This is a genomic window from Pseudoalteromonas sp. KJ63-1 (genome assembly GCF_055808145.1).
Genome location: NZ_JBVVRL010000002.1, coordinates 91,344 through 112,815, shown reverse-complemented (window position 1 = coordinate 112,815; position 21,472 = coordinate 91,344). Strand labels below are relative to the sequence as shown.

Genomic DNA, 21,472 nt, shown 5'->3' with positions numbered 1-21,472 from the left:
AGCGGACGCTCCCCTAGGAATTGATTTAGTTAGCTTGAATAGTAAGCGTTACACCACTTGCATTGCGGTATCCTTGTAAATCAATGTGCCAAGTCCCTGCTTGTGGGTTATCGATAGTACAACTTTCGTTATTGCCATTTTTATATGGGCGACAAACATAAGTATTTGTATCTGATGCTGCGCCAAAGTTTACATATAAATCCGCATCGCCACTGCCACCCGCAATTGAAACATTAAGTGAGCTATAACCTGAACCTAAACTTTGCGTAAATCGAGTCCAGCCTCCAGAGCTTACAGCTACATTTTCTTCAGTTCGATTTATAGGCGTTGTACCCCCAGTATCGCCATCATAACTGCCAAGTAATGTGACTCCTGAGATTTGATTCCATGCCTCAACCATTACATAATAAGTGCCGGTTTGAACATTACCGATAGCGCAACTTTCATTACTTGTTGACGTTGTGCTATTACAGTCAAAGCTATTTAGCGTTGGCTTAGACCCAAATTTTACATACAAATCAGCATCGCCTGTTCCACCTGATGTGGTAAATGATAAGTTACCGGCATCTTGTGGAACATCAAGCGTAAAGAATATTTGTTGTTTGGCTGCACCGCTGATCCCCGTGCGTGGGATGTCATTTGAAAGCGCTTCTATTTCGGAACCTGAATCACACGAACTACCAGCACTCAAACTAGAGTTTACACCAACAGCACTTAACGCCGCTTTTACGTCCTGTGTGTCGTAGTTTAGATCACAGGCTGCGTCCATAACACCATTACCGGCGATATCCCAGTTAGTACTGGCAGTCCAATACAGTTGATTAGCACGCGCCATCACTTCAAATGCTTTTTTTGTATTCCATCCAGCAGTCGTGGCTAGGTTATAAAACGCTTTGTTGTAAACACCTGAACTGTAATGTACATCCATACCACTAGTATAATCGCTTTGTTTATCAATCGAGCGCCCATCTTGTGTTGGATTATTCATGTATCGCAAAGCACCATTACCTTTGAATATGTCTTGACCTACGAGCCAATCATTACTTCCTTTCATGTAATACTCTGCAGCCTCACCTGCCATATCAGAAAAAGCTTCATTCAGCCCGCCTGATTTGCTGTTATAGATCAGACCTGAATTTTGCTCGGTAAACCCATGGCTTACTTCATGGGCTGATACATCTAAGCTTACAAGTGGATAAAATGTATTTTGACCATCTCCAAAAGTCATTGCACTGCCATCCCAAAATGCATTTTCATAATTGTTGCTATAATGCACTCTCATTTTTAATTGAAAAGATAGTGGTGGCGTACCAATCCAATCGTTATACATGTTATAAATTACGTTGCCGAAATAATGTGCATCATTTAAAGGTGAGTAAGCACCATTAATTTCTTTAAAGGTATTCTCAGGACAGGTAAATGAATAGGCATTTGTTCCGCTCGTCCCACCATTTAAATTAATAGTTCTAACGTTACTATTTTCCATCACGCAATTACTGCCCGATTGAGTTACATTCAAACTATCAAAATCAGTGCCATAAACATATTTGCCCGTCTTCAAGTTTCCACCTGGACCAGTCGCATCAGCATGTTGGAGGTTATCGATGCTAAATAGAATATCTCCATTATTTGCATCAATAATTTGATAAGGTCTCGCAGGGTTTCGACCATAAGTTACATAAGACACCTCATAAACCAAATGAGCAGTACCTTGTTCGTCTAGCCAAATTGCTAGTTGAGATTTTTCATTATACTTTTTCAAATCAGCGGTTTTTATTGCTATATCTGATTGTTGCAACCCTTTTGTAATTGCTTTATTTTTACTTAACTTAGGAGTAACACTATTAATATCTGTAGCAAGATCATAAACAGCAGCGCCATGAGAGTGTTTTAGCTGGCCATTTTTGAATGTTAGGCTAACGGTATCTCCTATAACGGGTAAATCGTTAAAGAACTGTTGATATCGTTTGGTTATATCTCCATTTTTACTTTTAATTTCTTTTACTACGACTAATTTATTCCCTGACTCCAAGCCAATTTTTGCAGCTAGGTTAGTATCATTAGGTGATACAACACTACTTTGCGCTTTATTGATGTTATTTGACTGCTCACTAAGGTATTTTTTATTCGCAGCTACCGCTGCTGGTGCTTGTACTAGAGTAAAAGCCGCAAGGGTTGCTATTGTGATTTTTGATAAATTCACGGTTACGCTCCATTTTGTTTTGTTAATAGTATATTTATACTAACCGGCACTACCTGTTCCCGATTCAGGATCAGCGTAGGTCACAAAATGACCAAATGGAAATTAAACAAAAAATTTACAATTAAAGTATTAGCCAACAAAAATAAAGTGTTAAAAATCAATGTTAAATGATTTTTAGTTTCGTTTTAATGAATTTTAAATATTTAATTTGTAAATTTAAAGTTACAAAGTAGAGGTTGTAATTTGTAAAAAAGAAAGGCACGTAATAAGAATTACGAAAAAAGTGGAGGGCATATTTAATTATTATGCCCATGTATCGAGGTGTTTATCGTTATCATCTGTATTTTTATTATGTTCATCAGCATTTGTTGTCGATATTTTTTTTGCTTTTCTATCTCTTTCTTTTTACGCTCTTCAAGTTCAACTTGTTTTGCTCTAGCGCTTTGTTGCACCCCTGCAATATGAAAAGCACCTTTAGATTCAAGCGCTAAACGGGTAATTTGCCCTAAATAGGGGATCATTATATCCATGTGTACCTCCAGCAGGTTAGGCGTAATTTAATAAATATAAAACTGTTGATAAATAAAGCAATACTGTCAATGTTATCGGCAGCGGTAAGATATTCATTAAATTTTCTTGCCGTCATATCGATTAATACATTATTCAATATTGCTAAAATTAAGTTTTAAATGCGGGTAATAAAGCTCACAATTTTGATTAATAAATGCTGTTGGCATTACAGCATATTGACCGTGATCTTTTAAATATTCCATGTGCTTTTTGCCATCTGTAGTAAATTGATGAAATAAAGAATGATTAACCCCATCAAATTCTAGCGGTTTTATTTTAACTAAGTCGCATAGTTCCTTATTAAAAGCAGGGGTCGATTTAACCCATTCACCTTCAATAAACTGCTCCACGTAAGCATGCATTGTAAACACTTCATTCTTTAGTAACTCATCTAATTTAGGAGTGCTCAAATGGTTACGAACATCAGCTAAACCTAATCGTGCAGGAATATTACAAGCTCGGCTTAATGCTATTTGTAATGATGCCTTTGGAATACAATATGCTGCTTTATTATCCAAGCAATAATCACTACTTAGTGACTTTGCTCCATCTAAAAGTGTAAAAGGATCATATTTAATTCCATCTCTTACAAGGTAATATATTGAAACGGCCTTAGTGCGTTCGTCATTGCCTTTTACCTTTTTTAGCCAGCTATTAATTTCATTATGCTTGTGATTGAAAAAAGCATCATTTTGTAAGTACTGCTTCAAACCTGTCCCCTTAACGAATGTATTTATTGTAATTACAGATAGTTTAGCTATATTTTTTAATAGTAAAAAAGCATTTTAAAACAATAAGTTTAAAACTATATAAGTCTTTAAAGTATCTTTTAATGTTACTTATACAAAAATTAAAATACTATGTCTGCACAGGCATTTTAAATAGTCCGATTGGGCCATAAGAATTATGAAAAATATAGCAATTATTGCCTATGAGGGCTGCTGGGCTGTTAGCGTATTTTTAGCTAAAGATTTTTTTACCATTGTTTCTTTACTCGACACACATTACTCATTACCTCAAAGTTATAACGTAGAAATAATAACGACCGACGGTGCACCTATAACAAGCTCGAGTAATTCACTGGTTATTGCCGATAAGTCACTTACTGATAAGCAGTATGACTTAGTTATTATACCGCCGATAGAAGGTTCTAAATTAAAAAATATGCCACGGGGCACTGAGTTAATTGTTGAATGGTTAAAACCTAAAATAAGTAGTAATACGTCTATTCTTTGTTTAAGTAATGGCTCATATTTTTTAGCAGCAACAGGTAAATTAAATAAAACGGTGATTGCTACGCATTGGAGCTTAGTCAAGCCGCTAAGTGGATTATTTCCTGATTGCCAATTTATTAGTCATAAATCGTATTTAAGAAAGGGGAATATATATACAACGGGCTCTTTTGAAGCGGGTATTAGCGTACTTTTAAGCCTTGTTGCTCGAGACAAAGGCGATCGTTTTTCTCAGCAGTGCGCTACTCATTTACTTATTTCTGACTCTGGTAAGTTAAACCTTATTTTGCCTCAATTTAATAATCACAGAGACGAAAAAATTAACGAAGTACAAGATTGGATTCATAATTACTCAAACGGTGTAATCACTATCAATAAATTAGCAAAACAATTTAATTTTAGTGAACGCAATTTAAAAAGACGATTCTCACAAGCAACAGGTATATCAATCAACAAATATGTACAAGAAGTACGCATAGATAGAGCCAAAAAACAGTTATTAGCAACAGATAAAACCGTGAACGAAATATCAGTAGACGTAGGGTATGAAAACAGTAGTTTTTTCTCGCTTATTTAAAAAAAGCACAGGGTTAACACCTGCAAAGTGGCGTAAAAATGATTAATTAACTTTGTTTAAATAATGATTTAAGCCCAAGAGTTCAATTCCATCATCATTTTGGTTACCGTTTTATTTGTGATTTAGTTTACTCTTTATAAAGCACTTCGTTTTTTCTTTTTGTAATTCAAGTTGTAATTTTTTGGTAGCTTCACCGTTTTACACATCTGCGATATAAGACATACCTTTAGATTCATGCTACAAACCGATTACTTTATCCAAATAAGTGGGCATCATAGATATGCCTACATCCTTCAAGAACTCAGCTAATTGATGAGTAAAAATCAAACAATTCATGTAACACTAATTGAAATGGGTTATATTCTTAGTACCGGCAGTTATAAGGTATTCTTTAATTAAAGAAAATTTTCCTTGCCATGATATCGGTTAATATGTTTTTATAAATGCGAAATTTATTAAACAGATTGCAGCTAAGCGTTAACACAATAACGATTAGCCAAACAGGATATAAAAAATGCTTAATTCACTGACAGTTGTACATCACCACCATCATTCATCGGAATAACCTGTCAGGTCTTTCGCTGAGAGGTTGTTCCTAAAAGGAAACCTCTGGCGAATCAACATACCAAGATTCATTTTCGCCCTGAGGTTTCCCTCGGGGTTTTTAGTTTTTAAATTAAAGGAAAATGAGTAATGAATAATAGTAATCGTCTTCGTATCGCCATCCAAAAAGGTGGCCGCCTATCTAAAGATTGTCAAGAACTGCTTAAACAACTGGGTGTAAAACTCAATCTTCGTGAGCAGCGCCTTATAGCACACTCAACCAACATGCCTATCGACGTTTTACGTGTGCGCGATGACGATATTCCAGGCTTAGTTATGGATGGTGTATGTGATTTAGGTATTGTTGGCGAAAACGTATTAGTTGAAGTACAAGCAGAAAGAGAGCGCCAAGGTGTACCGAGTGAAGTAACAAAGCTTGCTAAACTTGACTTTGGTTACTGTCGTTTAGCACTTGCATGGCCACAAGAACTTGGTAAACAAGACAAGAGCTGGTTTGAAGGCAAACGTATAGCAACCACTTACCCAGAAATTTTAAGCCAATACCTAAAACGCGAAGGCATCAACGCCAGTACAGTAATGTTAACAGGTTCAGTGGAAGTAGCCCCACGAGCAGGACTTGCCGATGCTATTTGTGATTTAGTCTCTACAGGCGCAACACTTGAAGCAAATGGCTTAATGCAAGGTGATACTATTTTAGAGTCAAATGCCTGTTTAATCCAAAACACTCAGCTACAAGATCCTGAAAAATTAGCACTGATTAATAAACTAATGCCTCGTTTACGTGGTGTTAAGCAAGCTAAAGAAAGCAAATACATTATGCTACACGCACCAAAAAATAAGCTTGATGAAATTTGTGAAATTTTACCAGGCGCTGGTCAACCTACCTTACTTGCCCTTGCAGGTAACGATGAATATGTTGCCCTACACATAGTGAGCAGCGAAACCCTATTTTGGGAAACCATGGAGCAACTTAAAGCACTTGGTGCCAATTCTATTTTAGTTATGCCAATTGAAAAAATGATGGAGTAACAAGCCATGCTTCGTTGGAATGAGGAATCTTCACAAGTTCAAGCAGCGGCGCTTATGCGCCCTGCTGTATCAGCGAGTGAAAAAGTAGAAAGCATTTGCCAAACTATTTTGGCAAAAGTAAATGCACAAGGCGACGCCGCATTACTTGCGTTAGCGAAAGAGTTTGATAACCGAGCCGAGCCGCGTTTACGAGTTCCACTTGATGAAATTAATGCCGCTGAGAAAATGCTAAGCCCAGAGCTTAAGTATGCAATTGATACCGCTTATGCCAATGTGAAATGTTTTCACCAAGCGCAACTGCCAAAAGATATTAAGTTATCGACTCAACCAGGTGTTGACTGTGAACTGAAATATCAAGCCATCGAAGCAGTCGGTATTTATGTACCTGGCGGAAGTGCCCCTCTTCCATCATCGGTTATTATGCAAGGTGTATTGGCGCAGTTAAGCGGTGCAAAAACCGTGGTATTAACCACCCCAGTACAAGGTGATAAAGCAATTAACCCGGCTATTTTATATGCCGCTAAATTATGTGGTATCACCACAATTATTGAAAGCGGTGGTGCAGGCGCGATTGCTGCTATGGCCTATGGCACAGAGTCTGTTCCTAAAGTGAATAAGATTTTTGGCCCAGGTAACAGCTTTGTTACTATGGCAAAACAGTTAGTCGCCCAAACGATTCCAGGTATGGCGATTGATATGCCAGCAGGGCCGTCAGAAGTGTTAGTGATTGCAGATGAACGTGCAAACCCAGAGTTTATTGCTGCCGACTTACTGTCTCAAGCAGAACACGGGGCTGACTCACAAGTTATTTTATTATGTAACAGTGAAACGATTATTGAACAAACGCAAGACGCACTTACTCGTCAATTAGCTAACTTAAGTCGAAAAGACACTGCCGAGCAGGCACTGGCTAATTCGTCACTTATTCTAGTTGATTCAGTAGCCCAAGCGTTCGACGTATCAGCGCAATACGGGCCAGAGCACTTAATATTACAGCTTGGCGATGCCACTCCTTATTTAGATAAAGTAAAGAATGCAGGCTCTGTATTTGTTGGCGATTACACCCCTGAGTCAGCGGGCGATTATGCCTCAGGCACTAATCACGTGTTACCCACTTATGGTTACAGTGCAACTTATTCTAGCTTGAATTTACTTGATTTTTTCCGTACTTACACAGTACAGACCATCAGTAAACGTGGCTTAACTGAGCTTTCAAAAGCTATTTTACCCTTAGCAGATGCAGAAGGCCTAGATGCCCACGCTAATGCGGTTTCAATTCGTTTAGAGGCAATAAAAAATGAGCAATGATAGCGGCTTATTACCTGATAATATTGCAGCGCTTGCTGCGTATAGCTCAGCTAAAAGTGAGAAGTTAACCGGTACAACGTGGCTCAATGCGAACGAAAGCCCGTATGCTAAAAACCTTGAAATAACAATTGAAGACTTGAATCGTTACCCCGACCCTCAGCCTAAATTGGTTATTGACCGCTACGCTGCCTATGCTGAGCTTGAAAACGAAAATGTATTAATGACTCGCGGTGCCGATGAAGGCATTGAATTATTAGTACGTACCTACTGTGAACCGTCAAAAGACAGTATTGCACTATTTTTACCAACATATGGTATGTACAAAGTAACGGCCGATACACACAACGTCGCAATCAATGGCCTAACACAAGCGCTTTTGTTAAATGGCAGCGTGGATGAAATAGTTGCCGCTGTGGGTAGCTCAAAACTAGTGTTTATTTGTAATCCAAATAATCCAACTGGAAGCTTAACGCCGCTAGATAAAGTAAAAGCCATTGCCACTGCGCTTGCAGGTAAAGCATTAGTGATTGTTGATGAAGCCTACATAGAGTTTTGTCCAGAGCAAAGTGCAACACAACTTATAAACGAGTTTAGTAACATTGTTGTACTTCGTACACTCTCAAAAGCATTCGCACTCGCGGGTTTAAGAACAGGGTTTACTCTCGCTCAGGCCAGTGTATTAGCGCCTATTCGTAAAGTCATTGCACCGTATCCGGTATCGGGTGTGGTGGCCAGCATTGCAGCACAAGCCATTGCCCCTGATGCCATTACCTCAATGCGTCGCCAAGTAACGATTTTAAATAGCTTAAAGTTAAAGCTTATTGACTGGTTAAACGCCTCCCCTGCAGTATTAAAAATACTCACTGGTGAAGGCAACTTCGTTACTTTAAAGTTAGCTAACAAGGATTACTTTAAACAAGCGCTTAAACAAGGCTTAGTAATGCGCGCCTTCACCTTATTTAATGAAGATGATTGGCTACGTATTTCAATTGGTAATGAACAAGAATTAGAACAAGTAAAAATTTGGTTAGATGGCCTGCAATTGCCACAAACCGCAGCACAACAGGAAGTATCATGAGTAACCCCTATTTATTTATAGACCGCGATGGCACTATTATTGAAGAGCCAATCACCGATAAACAAGTCGACAGCCTTGAAAAACTAGCGTTTTTACCAGGTGTCATTCCTGCCTTATTGCAACTGCAAGCAGCAGGCTATCGCTTAGTGATGGTATCGAATCAAGATGGCTTGGGCACAGACAGCTTTCCAACTGCCGATTTCAACATTGCTCAAGACAAAATGATGGACATCTTACAAAGCCAAGGCATTAGCTTTGAGTCAGTATTAATTTGTCCACACTTTGACGAGCAAAACTGTGATTGCCGTAAACCTAAAACGGGTTTATTAACTGAACTTATGCGCTCAGGCAAAGTTGATTTAGCACGTTCATATGTAATTGGCGATCGCCAAACCGATATTGGCCTTGCGCAAAACTTATGTTGTGAAGGCATTTTGTACGATGGCAGCTGGCCTGCCATTGTTACCAAGCTAACCACAGCCAACCGCGAAGGCCGTGTGACACGCAACACTAAAGAAACACAAATAGATGTAGCGGTTAACCTTGATCAAACGAAAAATGGCAGCATAGACACTGGCCTTGGCTTTTTTGATCATATGCTTGATCAAATTCGCACGCACGCCAACATTGGTTTAAACATTAAAGCCAAAGGCGATTTACACATAGACGAGCACCACCTTGTTGAAGACATTGGTATTGCACTAGGTGTTGCGCTTAAACAAGCGCTTGGCACTAAATCGCAAATAGCGCGCTATGGTTTTGCACTGCCAATGGATGAATGTAAAGCAGAGGCACAAATTGATTTATCAGGTCGCGCTTCATTTGTATTAAACGCTAACTTTAGCCGTGAAAAAGCCGGTGATTTAGACGTACAAATGGTTGAGCACTTTTTTAAAAGCTTAAGCGATAACGCCGCGATTAGCCTTATTCTATCGGTGAGTGACGGTAACTGTCATCACCAAGTAGAAGGCTTATTTAAAGCGTTTTCACGTGCTCTTCGTATGGCAGTAGCACAAGACACCAGCCAACAAACAGCCAGCTCTAAGGGATGTTTATGATTGCCATAATTAATACCGGGTGTGCCAATATAAATTCAGTGCGTTTTGCCTTTGAACGCTTAGGGCAAACGCCAACGGTAATTACCACGCCAGAGCAGTTAAAAGGCTTTGAACGTGCAATATTACCCGGTGTTGGCCATGCATCAGTTGCCATGAAACGCCTTGTAGATAACGGCTGGCAACAAGCTATAAACGAATACCAGCGTCCACTTATGGGAATTTGTTTAGGTATGCAGTTACTGTGCGAAAGCACCGAAGAAGGTAATGTGCAGTGCTTAGGTAAAATACCAGGGCAAGTAAAAGCCCTTGATGTTGGTAGTTTAACGTCGCCGCATATGGGTTGGAATAACCTAAGCATTAATAAAGAGCATGCACTTACTAAAGGGTTAACACAAGACGAGCAAGTGTACTTTGTTCATAGCTTTGCGCACACCGTAAACGACGCAACACTTGTAAGCGGCGAATACGGCCAAACCTTTTCAGCCATAGTTGCTAAAGACAACTACGCTGGCATGCAATTTCACCCTGAGCGCAGTGCAAAAGTAGGCACCCGTTTATTACAAAATTTTGTTGATTGGCAGTTATAAACGGCCCATTAACCAACAATAAAGAGATTATTTGTGATTATTCCAGCATTAGACGTATTACAAAATCAAATTGTTCGTTTATACCAAGGTAAATACGACACCGCCCAGTTTTATCCTTTTGAGCTTGGCGCACGGTTAAAAGAATACGCCGACAGCGGCGCAGGTAAATTGCACCTTGTAGATTTAGAAGGCGCACGCGATCCAAGTAAAAAACAGTGGCAACATATTCAAGCTGCAACTAAAGCGCTTAATGTACCGTACCAAGTGGGCGGCGGTATTCGCTCAGAGCAAGACGTGAGCGATTGGCTAAAAGCCGGTGCTAACCAAGTGGTTATTGGCTCAATGGCGGTAGAAAAACGCGAGCAAGTAAAAGCCTGGATTGAACAATTTGGCGCCGAGCACTTTGTAATTGCCCTTGATGTAAATAAAACAGCCACAGGCTGGGCACCAGCTACAAACGGTTGGTTGAGCGAGTCAGAGTTTGGTTTACTTGAGCTTGTTGATTTTTATGTGAGCTTAGGTGTTATTGACTTTTTATGTACGGACATCAGTAAAGACGGCACCATGACAGGTCCATCGTTTGAATTATATGAAGATTTAACTCGTCACAACAGCACTATTAAAGTGCAAGCTTCTGGTGGCGTAAGTTCACTTGATGACATTAAAAAACTAAAAGAGCTTGGTGTGGGCGGCGTAATTTTAGGTAAGTCACTACTTGATGGCGCATTTAGTGTTGAGGAGGCGTTAGCATGCTATCAAAACGCATAATTCCGTGTTTAGATGTTAAAGACGGCCAAGTAGTAAAAGGCGTTAAATTTAAAGGCCATGAAGTTGTTGGTGATATTTTAACAATGGCAAAAGCATACAGCGATGCTGGTGCCGATGAACTGGTTTTTTACGAAATCAGCGCAAGTGTTGAAAAACGCCTACTTGATGTTAACTGGGTTGAAAACATTGCCCGCCACATTGATATTCCATTTTGTGTGGCTGGCGGTATTAAATCGGTAGCCGATGCAGCACGGGTTTTAGAGCGTGGTGCCGATAAAATAAGTATCAACAGCCCTGCTATTGCACGCCCTGAACTCATAAAAGAGCTACACGATGAATTTGGTAAGCAATGTGTTGTTGTAGGTATTGACAGCTTTTACGATGAAGTAACCGGCGAATACTTAGTGTATCAATTAACCGGCGATCCTAATGCGTCAAGCCGCACTCGTTATAAAACCGAAGAATGGGTTAAACGCGTACAAGACTTAGGTGCAGGCGAAATCGTTTTAAATTGTATGAACCAAGATGGTGTTCGCAACGGTTACGACAACGAGCAACTCAGCAAAATACGCCAGCTGTGTGATATTCCTTTAATCGCCTCAGGCGGTGCAGGTAGTATGCAAGACTTTGTTGATGTATTTCAACAAAGCGAAGTCGATGGCGCATTGGCAGCAAGCGTTTTTCACAAAAATGTGATTAACATTGGCGAATTAAAACAATATTTAACCGATAACCAAGTGGCAGCAAGATTATGCAATTAACACAACAAAACCAAACCCAAGTTGATTTTGCTAAAAGCGAAATGATCCCTGCTATTGTTCAAGATGCCCGCTCTGGCGTTATTTTAATGCAAGGCTTTATGAACAGCGAAGCGTTAAAAGTTACGCTTGAGAGCAATAAAGTGACCTTTTATTCGCGTTCTAAATCGCGTTTATGGACTAAAGGCGAATCATCAGAAAACTACTTAAATGTGGTATCGGTTCATACCGATTGTGACTACGACTCAATTTTAGTAATGGCTAACCCAGAGGGCCCAACATGCCACTTAGGCACACAAAGCTGCTTTGGCGATGATGCTAAACCAAGCTTAAGCTTTTTAGCACAATTAGAAGATGTCATTGTTGAGCGTAAAAATGATGATCCAGCTAAAAGCTACACCGCCTCACTGTTCGCAGAAGACTTAAGCCGTAGCTGTCAAAAAGTAGGTGAAGAAGGTGTAGAAGTGGCACTTGCAGCAATGAAACATGACAACAATGAACTTACCAACGAATCGGCCGATTTGTTGTATCATCTAGTTGTACTACTACAACGCCAAGGGTTAGAACTCACTGATGTAGTTGCTTGCCTACAAGGTCGTCATAAGTAAATACAACGATTACTGTGTGCGCCATTATGTGGCGCACATCGTTATAAAAAGCCATAATTTTTCTTTTTAATTCAGCCTCTCAATAGCATTTATTCTCTCCCTTAGGTATCCTTTAACTAGGGTCTGCTGACCTTTACGGATTAATATTTGTTCAAACTAGGGGGCGGTTTAATCGCGGCGCGAGGTTTGCAACCTAGTGGGCTCGATAACTGCTCCTGCGTTATTCTACTGGCTTACATCCATGTAGGCAAAATCGCCTCTAGGCAGAACCCTTCGGGCAGCGCCTGTTTGGCATTGATGCTGCGTTATCGCCTATTTATGTAGAATAACCACACCACATAAGCTCTGCCTAAACACCAAACAGACTGCTGCAAATTTAATCTCAAAAGGTCAACAGCCCCTAATTAACTTTGACTAAATTATTTATGCTTACCCGGTAACATAGAACCCAATACGCCATCTTGCTTTATTAAACCATGATAAAGTGCAGCGCTTACATGCATAAAAATAAACAGTAAAAATGCATAAGCAATTAAGCCATGTGCTTCACGAAAAAATGCATAGGTCTCAATATTTTTACTAACTAAATCAGGCAAAGTAAATATACCAAAAAAGCTCACAGAACGTTCGTCAGCACTTTGCATTAACCAGCCTGAAATTGGCATTAAAATCATAGACGCATATAAGCCCACTTGGGTTAAATGTGCCGCTAAAGCTTGTGCTTTAGGCACACTTTGGGGTAATGCAGGGCTTTTATGCATTACTTTATTAATTAATCTTATCGCCACTAATATCAGTGCTAACACGCCAAACGATTTATGTAGTTGTATAGCTTCTACTTGCCATACGGCTAAACTTTGTACCATCGATAAACCAAGAAATAACATAGAAAGTATAATTAATGCCATCGCCCAGTGAATAAGCATACTCGACGCTGAGTATTTAGTAATTGTGTTCATTGACTCGTTCCTGTGATTAATTATTTAAAAGTACTTCTTTAGCACGACGACGAAATGACTCTGCATACGCAGCGCCACGGGCACGTAAAATAGGATCGGCACTTGGCTCAATACCTGTTGGTAATACCAGCGGATCAAAGTTCATGTTTTCACATACCCCACCCTGTTGTGCTTGCAAGCGTGATATTACTAACGTACCGGCGTTAATCGTTTTGCGCGATTGTGGCCATAAAACAGTTGGGTTGTTTTCATCATCTTCTTCGGTTGCAAAGCTAAACAGCATATCGAACTTAACCGGAGACTGAGCTACTTGGTCTTTAAGTTGTAGTTGCAACGCATCTGGTGAATTATTATTAAGTGATTGGATATTTTCATCACTTAATTGTGGTTTAGCAATCCAGCGTACGGCATGCTTTTCATCATTCTCATCCATCAAATAAAACGCATTGATACTGTGGTATTGCTCAGTGGCAAAGCTACTGGTTGGCGTGTAGCTTGCTTTCCAGTTATTAAAAGCAGCACTTTCAGGGTGTGCTGCAAAAAACGCTTTAATTTTTTCTGGGCTGCGCTTTTTAGTCACCGGATCGGGTGAAAGTGCTTGTAGTTGTTTAAAAAACGCTTCTGGCGTAGCTACGGCCATAACCGGAGGCGTATTCATTGCCACCCGCCATTCTTGGTTATCATCAGCAGTTATAGAAAACGCTAAACTACGAACTGGAGCTTTTAAATCAGGTGCAGTTGGATTATTACCCGCAATAGAAAAGCGACCTACAAAAGGAGTGGCCCCTAAATCAAATACCTTCGCTTGCGAATACTTAGCAAGCTCACCCGTTGACTCAAAAGAGCCTGCTAAACAAATACCTTTTGTGTGTGCTCGGCGAAATCCCTTATGGGTTTTATCACCTTGCTGTAAATTAACAAAACGCTGTGCAGTCACTGCATCACGATTAAATGCGCCAGTAAAATACAAAATAGTCAGGGCAAATAAGCTAATAATTGCTATTAAGATGATTTTTTTACTCATGGTAGGATTTGACCTCGTATGATTATTTTTTGATGACTATGTTGGAATTTTTCACAGTTAAAATTACCCGCGAAAATAATGGCTAACCATTGCTGAGTGATGCTTTGAGTTGAAGTGTTTTTATCAAGCAATACCAACATCACTCTTACAAGACCGCTCCTAAGCAATTAATATTTCAATTTAAATTGTAAAAAGTACAGTTTGTGGTTTTAATACTACATAGCTAATATTTTAGGCGTCTGCTTTTAAAATGTTGATTATTAATTATACTTAGCCCAACATAAAGCAAGTATTAAGTTGCACTTTTGGTGCTTTCTACAAAATCATACAAATTAAAACAAAACGGTACAGCAATAATAAACTATTGAAATTACAATGTTATTTATTACCTACTACCTTACTGCTTCTTTTAAAGTAGTTATAGTTTAATAACTTACATTTCAGGTAAATTCGAAAATAAACGCAATTGGCTATTTTATAATTTTTACTGATTAAAAAATGCCAACAATTAACAACGCACTTTTTATTTAAGGTAAGCCATATGATCAAAACACGTTGTTTTACTCAATTTAATTTGATTAGTATCACGTTTCTACTTTTATTAGCCGGTTGCTCAGAAAGTGAAGTCACTACAGAAAAACAAAACGAACCGCGTGCGGTAAAACTGATAACCATAGGTGATGAGTCGCAATCAAAAACGCTCACCTACCCCGCCACTATCGACACTATAAATAGCTCAAAGCTTGCTTTTCAAGTTAGCGGAAAGTTAGAAGCGCTTAACGTTATTGCTGCACAAAACGTAAACAAAGGCGATGTAATCGCTGTATTAGAACAACGAAACTTTATTAATGAGGTCAAGTCGAGCAAAATTCAGTTTGAAACAGCCGATAATGATTACCAACGTGGTTTAAAGCTCGTTAAAGATGGGGTTATTTCACAACGTGATATAGAGCAACTAAAATCTAAAAAAGAAGTAGCCGAATCGCAATATGACTCAGCGCAAAAAGCATTATCTGACAGTAAAATTATAGCGCCTTACGATGCTATTGTTGCAGAAGTACCGGTAAAGCAGCTTGAAAACATAAGTGCTGGGCAACACGTTGTTACTTTATTTGGTAAAGGTGAAATGGAAGCGGTGGTAAATATTCCCGCGTCTATTGTGGCCACAGTTGATTCTAAGCAGAACAATGTAGCCTCAGTAATTTTACAAGATGTATCAACTGCTCCCATTCCTGCAACATTTAGACGAGCCAATTTAGAAGCCGACTCAGCGAGCCAAACCTATGAAGTACGATTTGCCTTTGCTGTACCAAATAACCTTAATATATTGCCTGGCATGAATGCCAGTCTAAAAATCACCCGTGAAAGCAGCTCAAATACAACTCGCTTACTAGTGCCAACCTTTGCTATTTTTGAACAAAACGGAGAACACTTTGTTTGGACGGTTGACGCTAAAACAATGCAAGCTTCGAAAGCTCCCGTTAAAATTGAAAATGGCATTGGCGAGCAACTCATTGTCACTGACGGTTTAAAAGCCGGGGATGTAATTATTGGTGCAGGTGCAAACTATGTGACTGAGGGTATGAAAGTACGTCCTTGGACTAAAGCATAGGAGCGCGATAATGGATTTAGCAAAATGGACAATCAATAATAAGTTAATTAGCACTATACTCATTATTTTAACCCTAGGATTTGGTTTTTCATCCTATAAAAACATGCCTCGCTTTGAAGATCCCGAATTTATAATTCGTACCGCGCAGGTGTTTGTTTCGTATTCAGGTGCAAGCCCACTAGAAGTTGCAAAAGAGGTCACTGAGCCGCTAGAACGTGCTATTCAAGAACTGCAAGAAGTTGATACTATATCGTCTACCTCATCTACGGGTTTATCTGAAATTAAAGTAGAGATTAAATCAGAGTTTTCTCCGACTAAATCTGAGTTGCAAGTTATTTGGACTAAGCTCAGAAACAAAATAAATGACACACGTCCAACATTACCGCCTGGTACTGGCACGCCACAAGTTTATGATGATTTTGGTGATGTGTATGGCTTAAGTTATTTAATTACCGCCGAAGGATACTCACCCGACGAGTTACATGCCTACGCTAAAGATTTGCAAAGTGACATTTTACAAGTAGAGGGCGTAGCCAAAGTTGCTATGACAGGCGTGCAGCAAGAAGGCATATTTGTAGAAATAGCCCGTGAAGAGTTAGCCTCTTTAGGCGTGTCTATTAATAATATTTACGGCATTTTAGATGAGCAAAACGCTGTATTGAGCGCTGGTAACACTCAAATTGGCGATCAACGTATTTTTATTGACCCTACTGGAGAAATAAACTCCGTTGATACCATTAAAAATCTATTGGTCAGTGCTAGCGGTGAAGGTAAAACAATTTATCTTAAAGATATTGCCAATGTATACCGTGGCTTCCAAAGCCCAGCAACCAAGTTAGTCCGTTATAACTCTAAACCTGCAATTTCACTTGGGGTCGCCAGTGTATTGGGGGCTAATGTGGTTAAAGTATTTGACCGCGTTGATGACAAAGTAAAACAAACTGAAAACCTCAGACCGCTTGGCATCACAGTGCATGAGTTTTACCACCAAGGTAAAGTAGTACAAGATTCAGTCGACAACTTTGTAGTGAATGTTTTAGTCGCACTGGTGATCGTAATGGTTACCCTGCTGCTATTTATGGGTTTGCGCTCAGGAATTATTATTGGCGCCGTATTACTGCTAACCATTTTTGCCACCCTTGCTACCATGGATTTTAGCGGCATACCCATGCATCGTATTTCGCTTGGTGCGCTTATTATCGCGTTAGGCATGATGGTTGATAACGCCATAGTTGTGACCGAAGGAATTTTAGTTGGTACACAAAAGGGCCGTAAAAAGTTAGAAATTGCTAGCGAAGTTGTCAAGCAAACTAAGTGGCCACTACTGGGTGGTACCTTGGTAGGCATTGTTGCTTTTGCGCCTATTGGCCTTGCTCCAGGTGATACCGCCGAATTTACCGGTCATTTATTCTGGGTAATTTTAATCTCTTTATTATACAGCTGGTTATTTGCCATTACCCTAACCCCCTTATTTTGTTATTGCTTGTTTAAAGAGCAAGATAACGATACCTCAGGCTCAGCGAAGCCAAATAAACTTATGGCACTTTATCAATCGGTAGTGGTGTCAGCACTGCATCATCGCTGGCTCAGTATTGCCGTTGTAGTTGCCACCTTTAGTGTGTCTATGTGGGGATTTCAATTTGTAAAATCAGGATTTTTTCCAGCTTCTACCACACCACAAATGGTGGTTGATTTTTGGCTACCGCAAGGTACCGATATTGAAAAAACCAAAAAAGACATGCTCAAGTTAGAGGAATTTGTAAAGCAACAAAATGGTGTTGAAGGTATCCAAACCCTTATTGGTGGTGGCGGGCTTCGCTACATGCTTATTTATGGTAGCGAGTCACCAAACAGCTCTTACGGGCAAATTTTAGCCAAAGTCGATGACTATAAAAAGCTAGATAAACTCTTACCAATCGTACAAAACTACATTGACGATAACTTTGTTGATGCTCAGGGCAAAGTATGGCGTTTTGTAATGGGCCCAGGTGGTGGCTCTAAAATAGAAGCCACATTTAAAGGCCCCGACCCAGATGTATTAAGAGAGCTAGCTGCACAAGCAAAAGGAGTATTAATTGATGATGGTGGCGCCTTGTCTATTAAAGATACATGGCGACAACGCATTAGTGTTATTGAACCACAGTACTCTGCTATTAATGCGCAGCGCGCTGGTGTAACGCGTAAAGCGGTTGCTGAAGCCTTACAGCAGAACTTTTCTGGTCAAGTGGTTGGACAGTATCGTGAAGGTGAAGAGCTCATTCCTATTATTGTTAGAGCACCACAATCGGAACGTGTCGACATAAACGATATTGGCAATATTCAGGTACAAAGCAATATCACTGGTGAAACACTGCCCCTAGCGCAAGTAACCAATGGGTTTAAAACCGTCTGGCGCGATGGCATTTTAAAACGTGAAGACCGCGAATGGACTATAAAAGCTCAAGCGGATCCTCTGCCGGGTGAACTAGCCTCAGAGTTATTTAATCGGGTAAGGCCTAAAATAGAAGCCATTGACCTTCCTCAAGGGTATCGACTTGAATGGGATGGCGAATACGGACAATCGAAAGAGTCTAACGAAATGTTGGCCTCAACTATTCCAATGGGCTTTTTAGCCATGGTGCTGATTGTTATTGTGTTATTTAACGCTTTAAAACAACCAATTATTATTTGGCTGGTTGTGCCATTAGCCTTAATTGGTGTTGTGTTTGGGCTGGTAACCACACAAATACCACTAGAGTTTATGGGTATATTAGGATTACTGTCGCTCTCTGGTTTGTTAATTAAAAATGCCATTGTATTAGTAGATCAAATGGACATGGAAATTCGCCAAGGTAAACCTGCATATAATGCCATTATCGACTCGGCAAATAGTCGGGTAAGACCGGTAATGATGGGCACACTAACCACGGTGTTAGGGGTTATTCCACTGTATTTTGATGCATTTTTCCAATCAATGTCTGTGGTTTTAGTATTCGGGTTACTGTTTGCTACCTTGCTTACATTAATCGTAATACCTGTTCTATACGCCATTTTTATGAATGTTAAACAAGACGAACAGGCAACTAATTAAACGCCAACAAAGATATGGCCATGCTTAGTAATAAGTCATGGCCTTTTTATAAGCTTTGAGCAAAATAATTCATATAATTATCACAATTAACTTTTAAAAAATATTGCATATACAACATACCTTTCAAACCTTATAGCTGCTAAAAACGCCCTCAGATACGGTTATTATTTTTCAAAATAAATATTTTAATTTTAGTATTTTATAAATTTAAATAAGCATTGAAGCGGATATTTTTTTAAGGCATTAATTATCACTTTAAGTTCTAGCTTTAAGTATTAACATAGCCGGAGTTCTATTATATGGTGAGGCTAAGAATTCATTGCATAGTAATGCATTAAGATTCATTCATTAAATTAACTATTCAAATTTATCAAATAAATAACATATCAAGTGCAGTCTATGCGTCTTCTATTTAGTCATACAAACGTTAAATGTAAAAACAGCTTTATTTCAAATCAAAATTTTAAAACTAGGCATTCTCATGTTATCAAAACGCATAATTCCTTGTTTAGATGTAAAAGACGGCTAAGTCGTTAAAGGGGTTAAATTTAAAGGCCACGAAGTGGTTGGCGATGTACTTACCCTAGCTAAAGCCTACAGCGAAGCCGGTGCTGATGAACTGGTGTTTTACGAGATCAGTGCAAGTGTTGAAAAACGCTTACTCGATGTTAATTGGGTTGAAAACATTGCCCGCCATATCGATATTCCATTTTGTGTAGCCGGTGGTATTAAATCGGTAGCCGATGCAGCTCGTGTGCTTGAACATGGCGCTGACAAAATCAGTATTAATAGCCCTGCAATTGCGCGTCCAGAGCTAATAAAAGAATTACATGATGAGTTTGGCAAGCAGTGTGTAGTTGTTGGCATTGACAGCTTTTTTGACGAAACAACCGGTGAATATCTAGTTTATCAGCTTACTGGCGATCCTAATGCGTCAAGCCGCACCCGTTATAAAACCGAAGAATGGGTTAAACGCGTACAAGACTTAGGTGCAGGCGAAATCGTTTTAAATTGTATGAACCAAGATGGTGTTCGCAACGGTTACGACAACGAACAACTCAGCAAAATACGCCAGCTGTGTGATATTCCTTTAATCGCCTCAGACGGTGCAGGCAGCATGCAAGATTTTGTTGATGTATTTCAACAAAGCCAAGTAGATGGTGCGCTCGCAGCCAGTGTTTTTCACAAAAACGTGATAAACATCGGTGAACTAAAACAATTTTTAATCGATAACCAAGTGGCAGCAAGACTATACAAGTAACCTTAGAAAACCAAACTCAAGTTGCTTTCGCTAAAAGCAAGATGATCCCTGCCATTGTTCAAGATGCCCGCTCTGGCGTAATTTTAATGCAAGGCTTTATGAACAGCGAAGCGCTTAAAGCTACACTGCGCCACTGTTCGCAGAAGACTTAAGCCGTAGCTGTCAAAAAGTAGGTGAAGAAGGTGTAAAATTGGCACTTGCGGCAATGAAACACGACAACAATGAACTTACCGACGAATCGGCCGATTTGTTGTATCACCTTGTTGTACTATTACAACGACAAGAGTTAGAGCTCACTGGTGTAGCTGCTTGCCTACAAGGTCGTCATAAGTAAATATAACGATTACTGTGTGCGCCATTATTTGGCGCACATCGTTATAAAAAGCCATAATTTTTCTTTTTTAATTCAGACTCTCAATAGCATTTACTCTCTACCTTAGGTATCCTTGGTAGCAATTACAAAAGGATAGCGCACTATGAAAACTTATATATCGCTTATACTCACGGGCCTTATTTTATCTGGCTGTAGCAGTTTAACCAGTGAACAAAAAGCCAAATTAGACAGCTTAACGCCCTGTGAAAAAATGGATGGCTTAATAACCGAATTCGATAATCGCTTTGATGCGTTAAAAGACACTAAAGTACAAAACTCATATTTAGATGTATGGACTGCAAAGTACAACGTATTTGGCGATAACTGCCAAGTGACTAGCTTTAACAATCAAACTGTGACCTATCAATGCCAAGAAAGCTACAAAGATCAACAACAAGCGGTAGCTATGCATCAACAAGCAGTTGAACTCACTCGCCAATGTTTAACTAAAACAAACAACTGGTTAGAAACACAAAAAGAATCAGAAACGTCGCTGCGTACCACCTTTGTACTTGATGATAAGTCGCCGGTTATTTCTGTTTATACCAGCAAAACGTTATCAAAAATTAAAACTTGGTCGACCTCTTTAGAAGTAGGAAAGCCCGTCGCCACTAAATAATGACGAGAGAATGTATGCGCCAAACACCCAGTAAACAATCCACTCATTTAAAAACAGACTGTATCGGTGAATGTTATAGAATGAATGGCTACTGTACTGGGTGCGGTCGCACCAGCGACGAAATATTCGACTGGATTATTTTAACTGACGAACAAAAAGAAACAATATTGGCCTCCCCTCGTGAAGACGCCAAAAAAGACTAGCTTAAATTTTT

General features: G+C 39.5%; 17 protein-coding genes and 3 pseudogenes. 15 read left to right on the top strand and 5 right to left on the bottom strand.

Annotated features, from left to right (window positions below; translation table 11 throughout):
- Positions 1 to 25 precede the first annotated feature (25 nt).
- The 3 genes and pseudogenes from AC0L7Q_RS16985 to AC0L7Q_RS16975 form a co-directional block, all read right to left on the bottom strand.
- Positions 26 to 2,203: a M4 family metallopeptidase gene (locus AC0L7Q_RS16985; protein WP_409425936.1), complete on the bottom strand. Its 2,178-nt coding sequence runs from the start codon at positions 2,201 to 2,203 to the stop codon at positions 26 to 28.
- 303 nt (positions 2,204 to 2,506) lie between these two features.
- Positions 2,507 to 2,733: pseudogene (locus tag AC0L7Q_RS16980) on the bottom strand (hypothetical protein).
- Between the two features lie 129 nt (positions 2,734 to 2,862).
- Positions 2,863 to 3,483, bottom strand: a complete 621-nt coding sequence (locus AC0L7Q_RS16975; protein ID WP_409425935.1) for a transglutaminase-like domain-containing protein — start codon at positions 3,481 to 3,483, stop codon at positions 2,863 to 2,865.
- A 196-nt stretch (positions 3,484 to 3,679) separates the two neighbouring features.
- Between AC0L7Q_RS16975 and AC0L7Q_RS16970 the strand changes: the two genes are divergently transcribed.
- The 9 genes from AC0L7Q_RS16970 (at position 3,680) to hisIE (ending at position 12,340) form a co-directional block, all read left to right on the top strand.
- A complete protein-coding gene (locus tag AC0L7Q_RS16970) occupies positions 3,680 to 4,582 on the top strand; it encodes a GlxA family transcriptional regulator (protein WP_409425934.1) in 903 nt (300 codons plus the stop codon).
- A 693-nt stretch (positions 4,583 to 5,275) separates the two neighbouring features.
- The gene (gene hisG / locus AC0L7Q_RS16965; protein WP_413403259.1) at positions 5,276 to 6,175 is read left to right on the top strand and encodes an ATP phosphoribosyltransferase; all 900 of its coding nucleotides are present in this window, start codon (positions 5,276 to 5,278) and stop codon (positions 6,173 to 6,175) included.
- A 6-nt stretch (positions 6,176 to 6,181) separates the two neighbouring features.
- A complete protein-coding gene (gene hisD, locus AC0L7Q_RS16960; RefSeq protein WP_248527002.1) occupies positions 6,182 to 7,483 on the top strand; it encodes a histidinol dehydrogenase in 1,302 nt (433 codons plus the stop codon).
- Positions 7,473 to 8,561: a histidinol-phosphate transaminase gene (gene hisC / locus AC0L7Q_RS16955; protein ID WP_413403257.1), complete on the top strand. Its 1,089-nt coding sequence runs from the start codon at positions 7,473 to 7,475 to the stop codon at positions 8,559 to 8,561. Before hisD ends, hisC begins: the two co-directional genes overlap by 11 nt.
- Positions 8,558 to 9,619: a bifunctional histidinol-phosphatase/imidazoleglycerol-phosphate dehydratase HisB gene (hisB, locus tag AC0L7Q_RS16950; RefSeq protein ID WP_413403255.1), complete on the top strand. Its 1,062-nt coding sequence runs from the start codon at positions 8,558 to 8,560 to the stop codon at positions 9,617 to 9,619. Before hisC ends, hisB begins: the two co-directional genes overlap by 4 nt.
- A complete protein-coding gene (gene hisH / locus AC0L7Q_RS16945) occupies positions 9,616 to 10,206 on the top strand; it encodes an imidazole glycerol phosphate synthase subunit HisH (protein WP_075170186.1) in 591 nt (196 codons plus the stop codon). Before hisB ends, hisH begins: the two co-directional genes overlap by 4 nt.
- Before the next feature lie 33 nt (positions 10,207 to 10,239).
- Positions 10,240 to 10,974: a 1-(5-phosphoribosyl)-5-[(5-phosphoribosylamino)methylideneamino] imidazole-4-carboxamide isomerase gene (locus AC0L7Q_RS16940; RefSeq protein WP_413403252.1), complete on the top strand. Its 735-nt coding sequence runs from the start codon at positions 10,240 to 10,242 to the stop codon at positions 10,972 to 10,974.
- Positions 10,956 to 11,735, top strand: coding sequence for an imidazole glycerol phosphate synthase subunit HisF (hisF, locus tag AC0L7Q_RS16935; protein WP_413403250.1), 780 nt, complete (start codon positions 10,956 to 10,958; stop codon positions 11,733 to 11,735). Before AC0L7Q_RS16940 ends, hisF (AC0L7Q_RS16935) begins: the two co-directional genes overlap by 19 nt.
- Positions 11,726 to 12,340, top strand: a complete 615-nt coding sequence (gene hisIE / locus AC0L7Q_RS16930; RefSeq protein ID WP_413403248.1) for a bifunctional phosphoribosyl-AMP cyclohydrolase/phosphoribosyl-ATP diphosphatase HisIE — start codon at positions 11,726 to 11,728, stop codon at positions 12,338 to 12,340. Before hisF (AC0L7Q_RS16935) ends, hisIE begins: the two co-directional genes overlap by 10 nt.
- 419 nt (positions 12,341 to 12,759) lie before the next feature.
- Here hisIE and AC0L7Q_RS16925 read toward each other — a convergent pair whose 3' ends face one another.
- Both AC0L7Q_RS16925 and AC0L7Q_RS16920 read right to left on the bottom strand, forming a co-directional pair.
- A complete protein-coding gene (locus AC0L7Q_RS16925; RefSeq protein ID WP_409425929.1) occupies positions 12,760 to 13,299 on the bottom strand; it encodes a cytochrome b in 540 nt (179 codons plus the stop codon).
- Between the two features lie 16 nt (positions 13,300 to 13,315).
- Positions 13,316 to 14,323, bottom strand: coding sequence for a catalase family peroxidase (locus AC0L7Q_RS16920; protein ID WP_409425928.1), 1,008 nt, complete (start codon positions 14,321 to 14,323; stop codon positions 13,316 to 13,318).
- Positions 14,324 to 14,864: 541 nt separating this feature from the next.
- Between AC0L7Q_RS16920 and AC0L7Q_RS16915 the strand changes: the two genes are divergently transcribed.
- From AC0L7Q_RS16915 to AC0L7Q_RS16890, 6 genes and pseudogenes are all read left to right on the top strand, one after another.
- The gene (locus AC0L7Q_RS16915) at positions 14,865 to 15,935 is read left to right on the top strand and encodes an efflux RND transporter periplasmic adaptor subunit (RefSeq protein WP_409425927.1); all 1,071 of its coding nucleotides are present in this window, start codon (positions 14,865 to 14,867) and stop codon (positions 15,933 to 15,935) included.
- 10 nt (positions 15,936 to 15,945) lie between these two features.
- A complete protein-coding gene (locus tag AC0L7Q_RS16910) occupies positions 15,946 to 19,005 on the top strand; it encodes an efflux RND transporter permease subunit (RefSeq protein WP_409425926.1) in 3,060 nt (1,019 codons plus the stop codon).
- 481 nt (positions 19,006 to 19,486) lie between these two features.
- Positions 19,487 to 20,266: pseudogene (gene hisF, locus AC0L7Q_RS16905) on the top strand (imidazole glycerol phosphate synthase subunit HisF).
- Positions 20,257 to 20,600: pseudogene (gene hisE / locus AC0L7Q_RS16900) on the top strand (phosphoribosyl-ATP diphosphatase). The pseudogenes hisF (AC0L7Q_RS16905) and hisE overlap by 10 nt, the downstream one beginning before the upstream one ends.
- Positions 20,601 to 20,742: 142 nt before the next feature.
- Positions 20,743 to 21,258 carry a hypothetical protein gene (locus AC0L7Q_RS16895; protein ID WP_075170193.1) on the top strand — a complete coding sequence of 172 codons (516 nt, stop codon included), beginning with the start codon at positions 20,743 to 20,745 and terminating at the stop codon, positions 21,256 to 21,258.
- A 14-nt stretch (positions 21,259 to 21,272) separates the two neighbouring features.
- Positions 21,273 to 21,461 carry a DUF1289 domain-containing protein gene (locus AC0L7Q_RS16890; protein ID WP_409425925.1) on the top strand — a complete coding sequence of 63 codons (189 nt, stop codon included), beginning with the start codon at positions 21,273 to 21,275 and terminating at the stop codon, positions 21,459 to 21,461.
- Positions 21,462 to 21,472 lie beyond the last annotated feature (11 nt).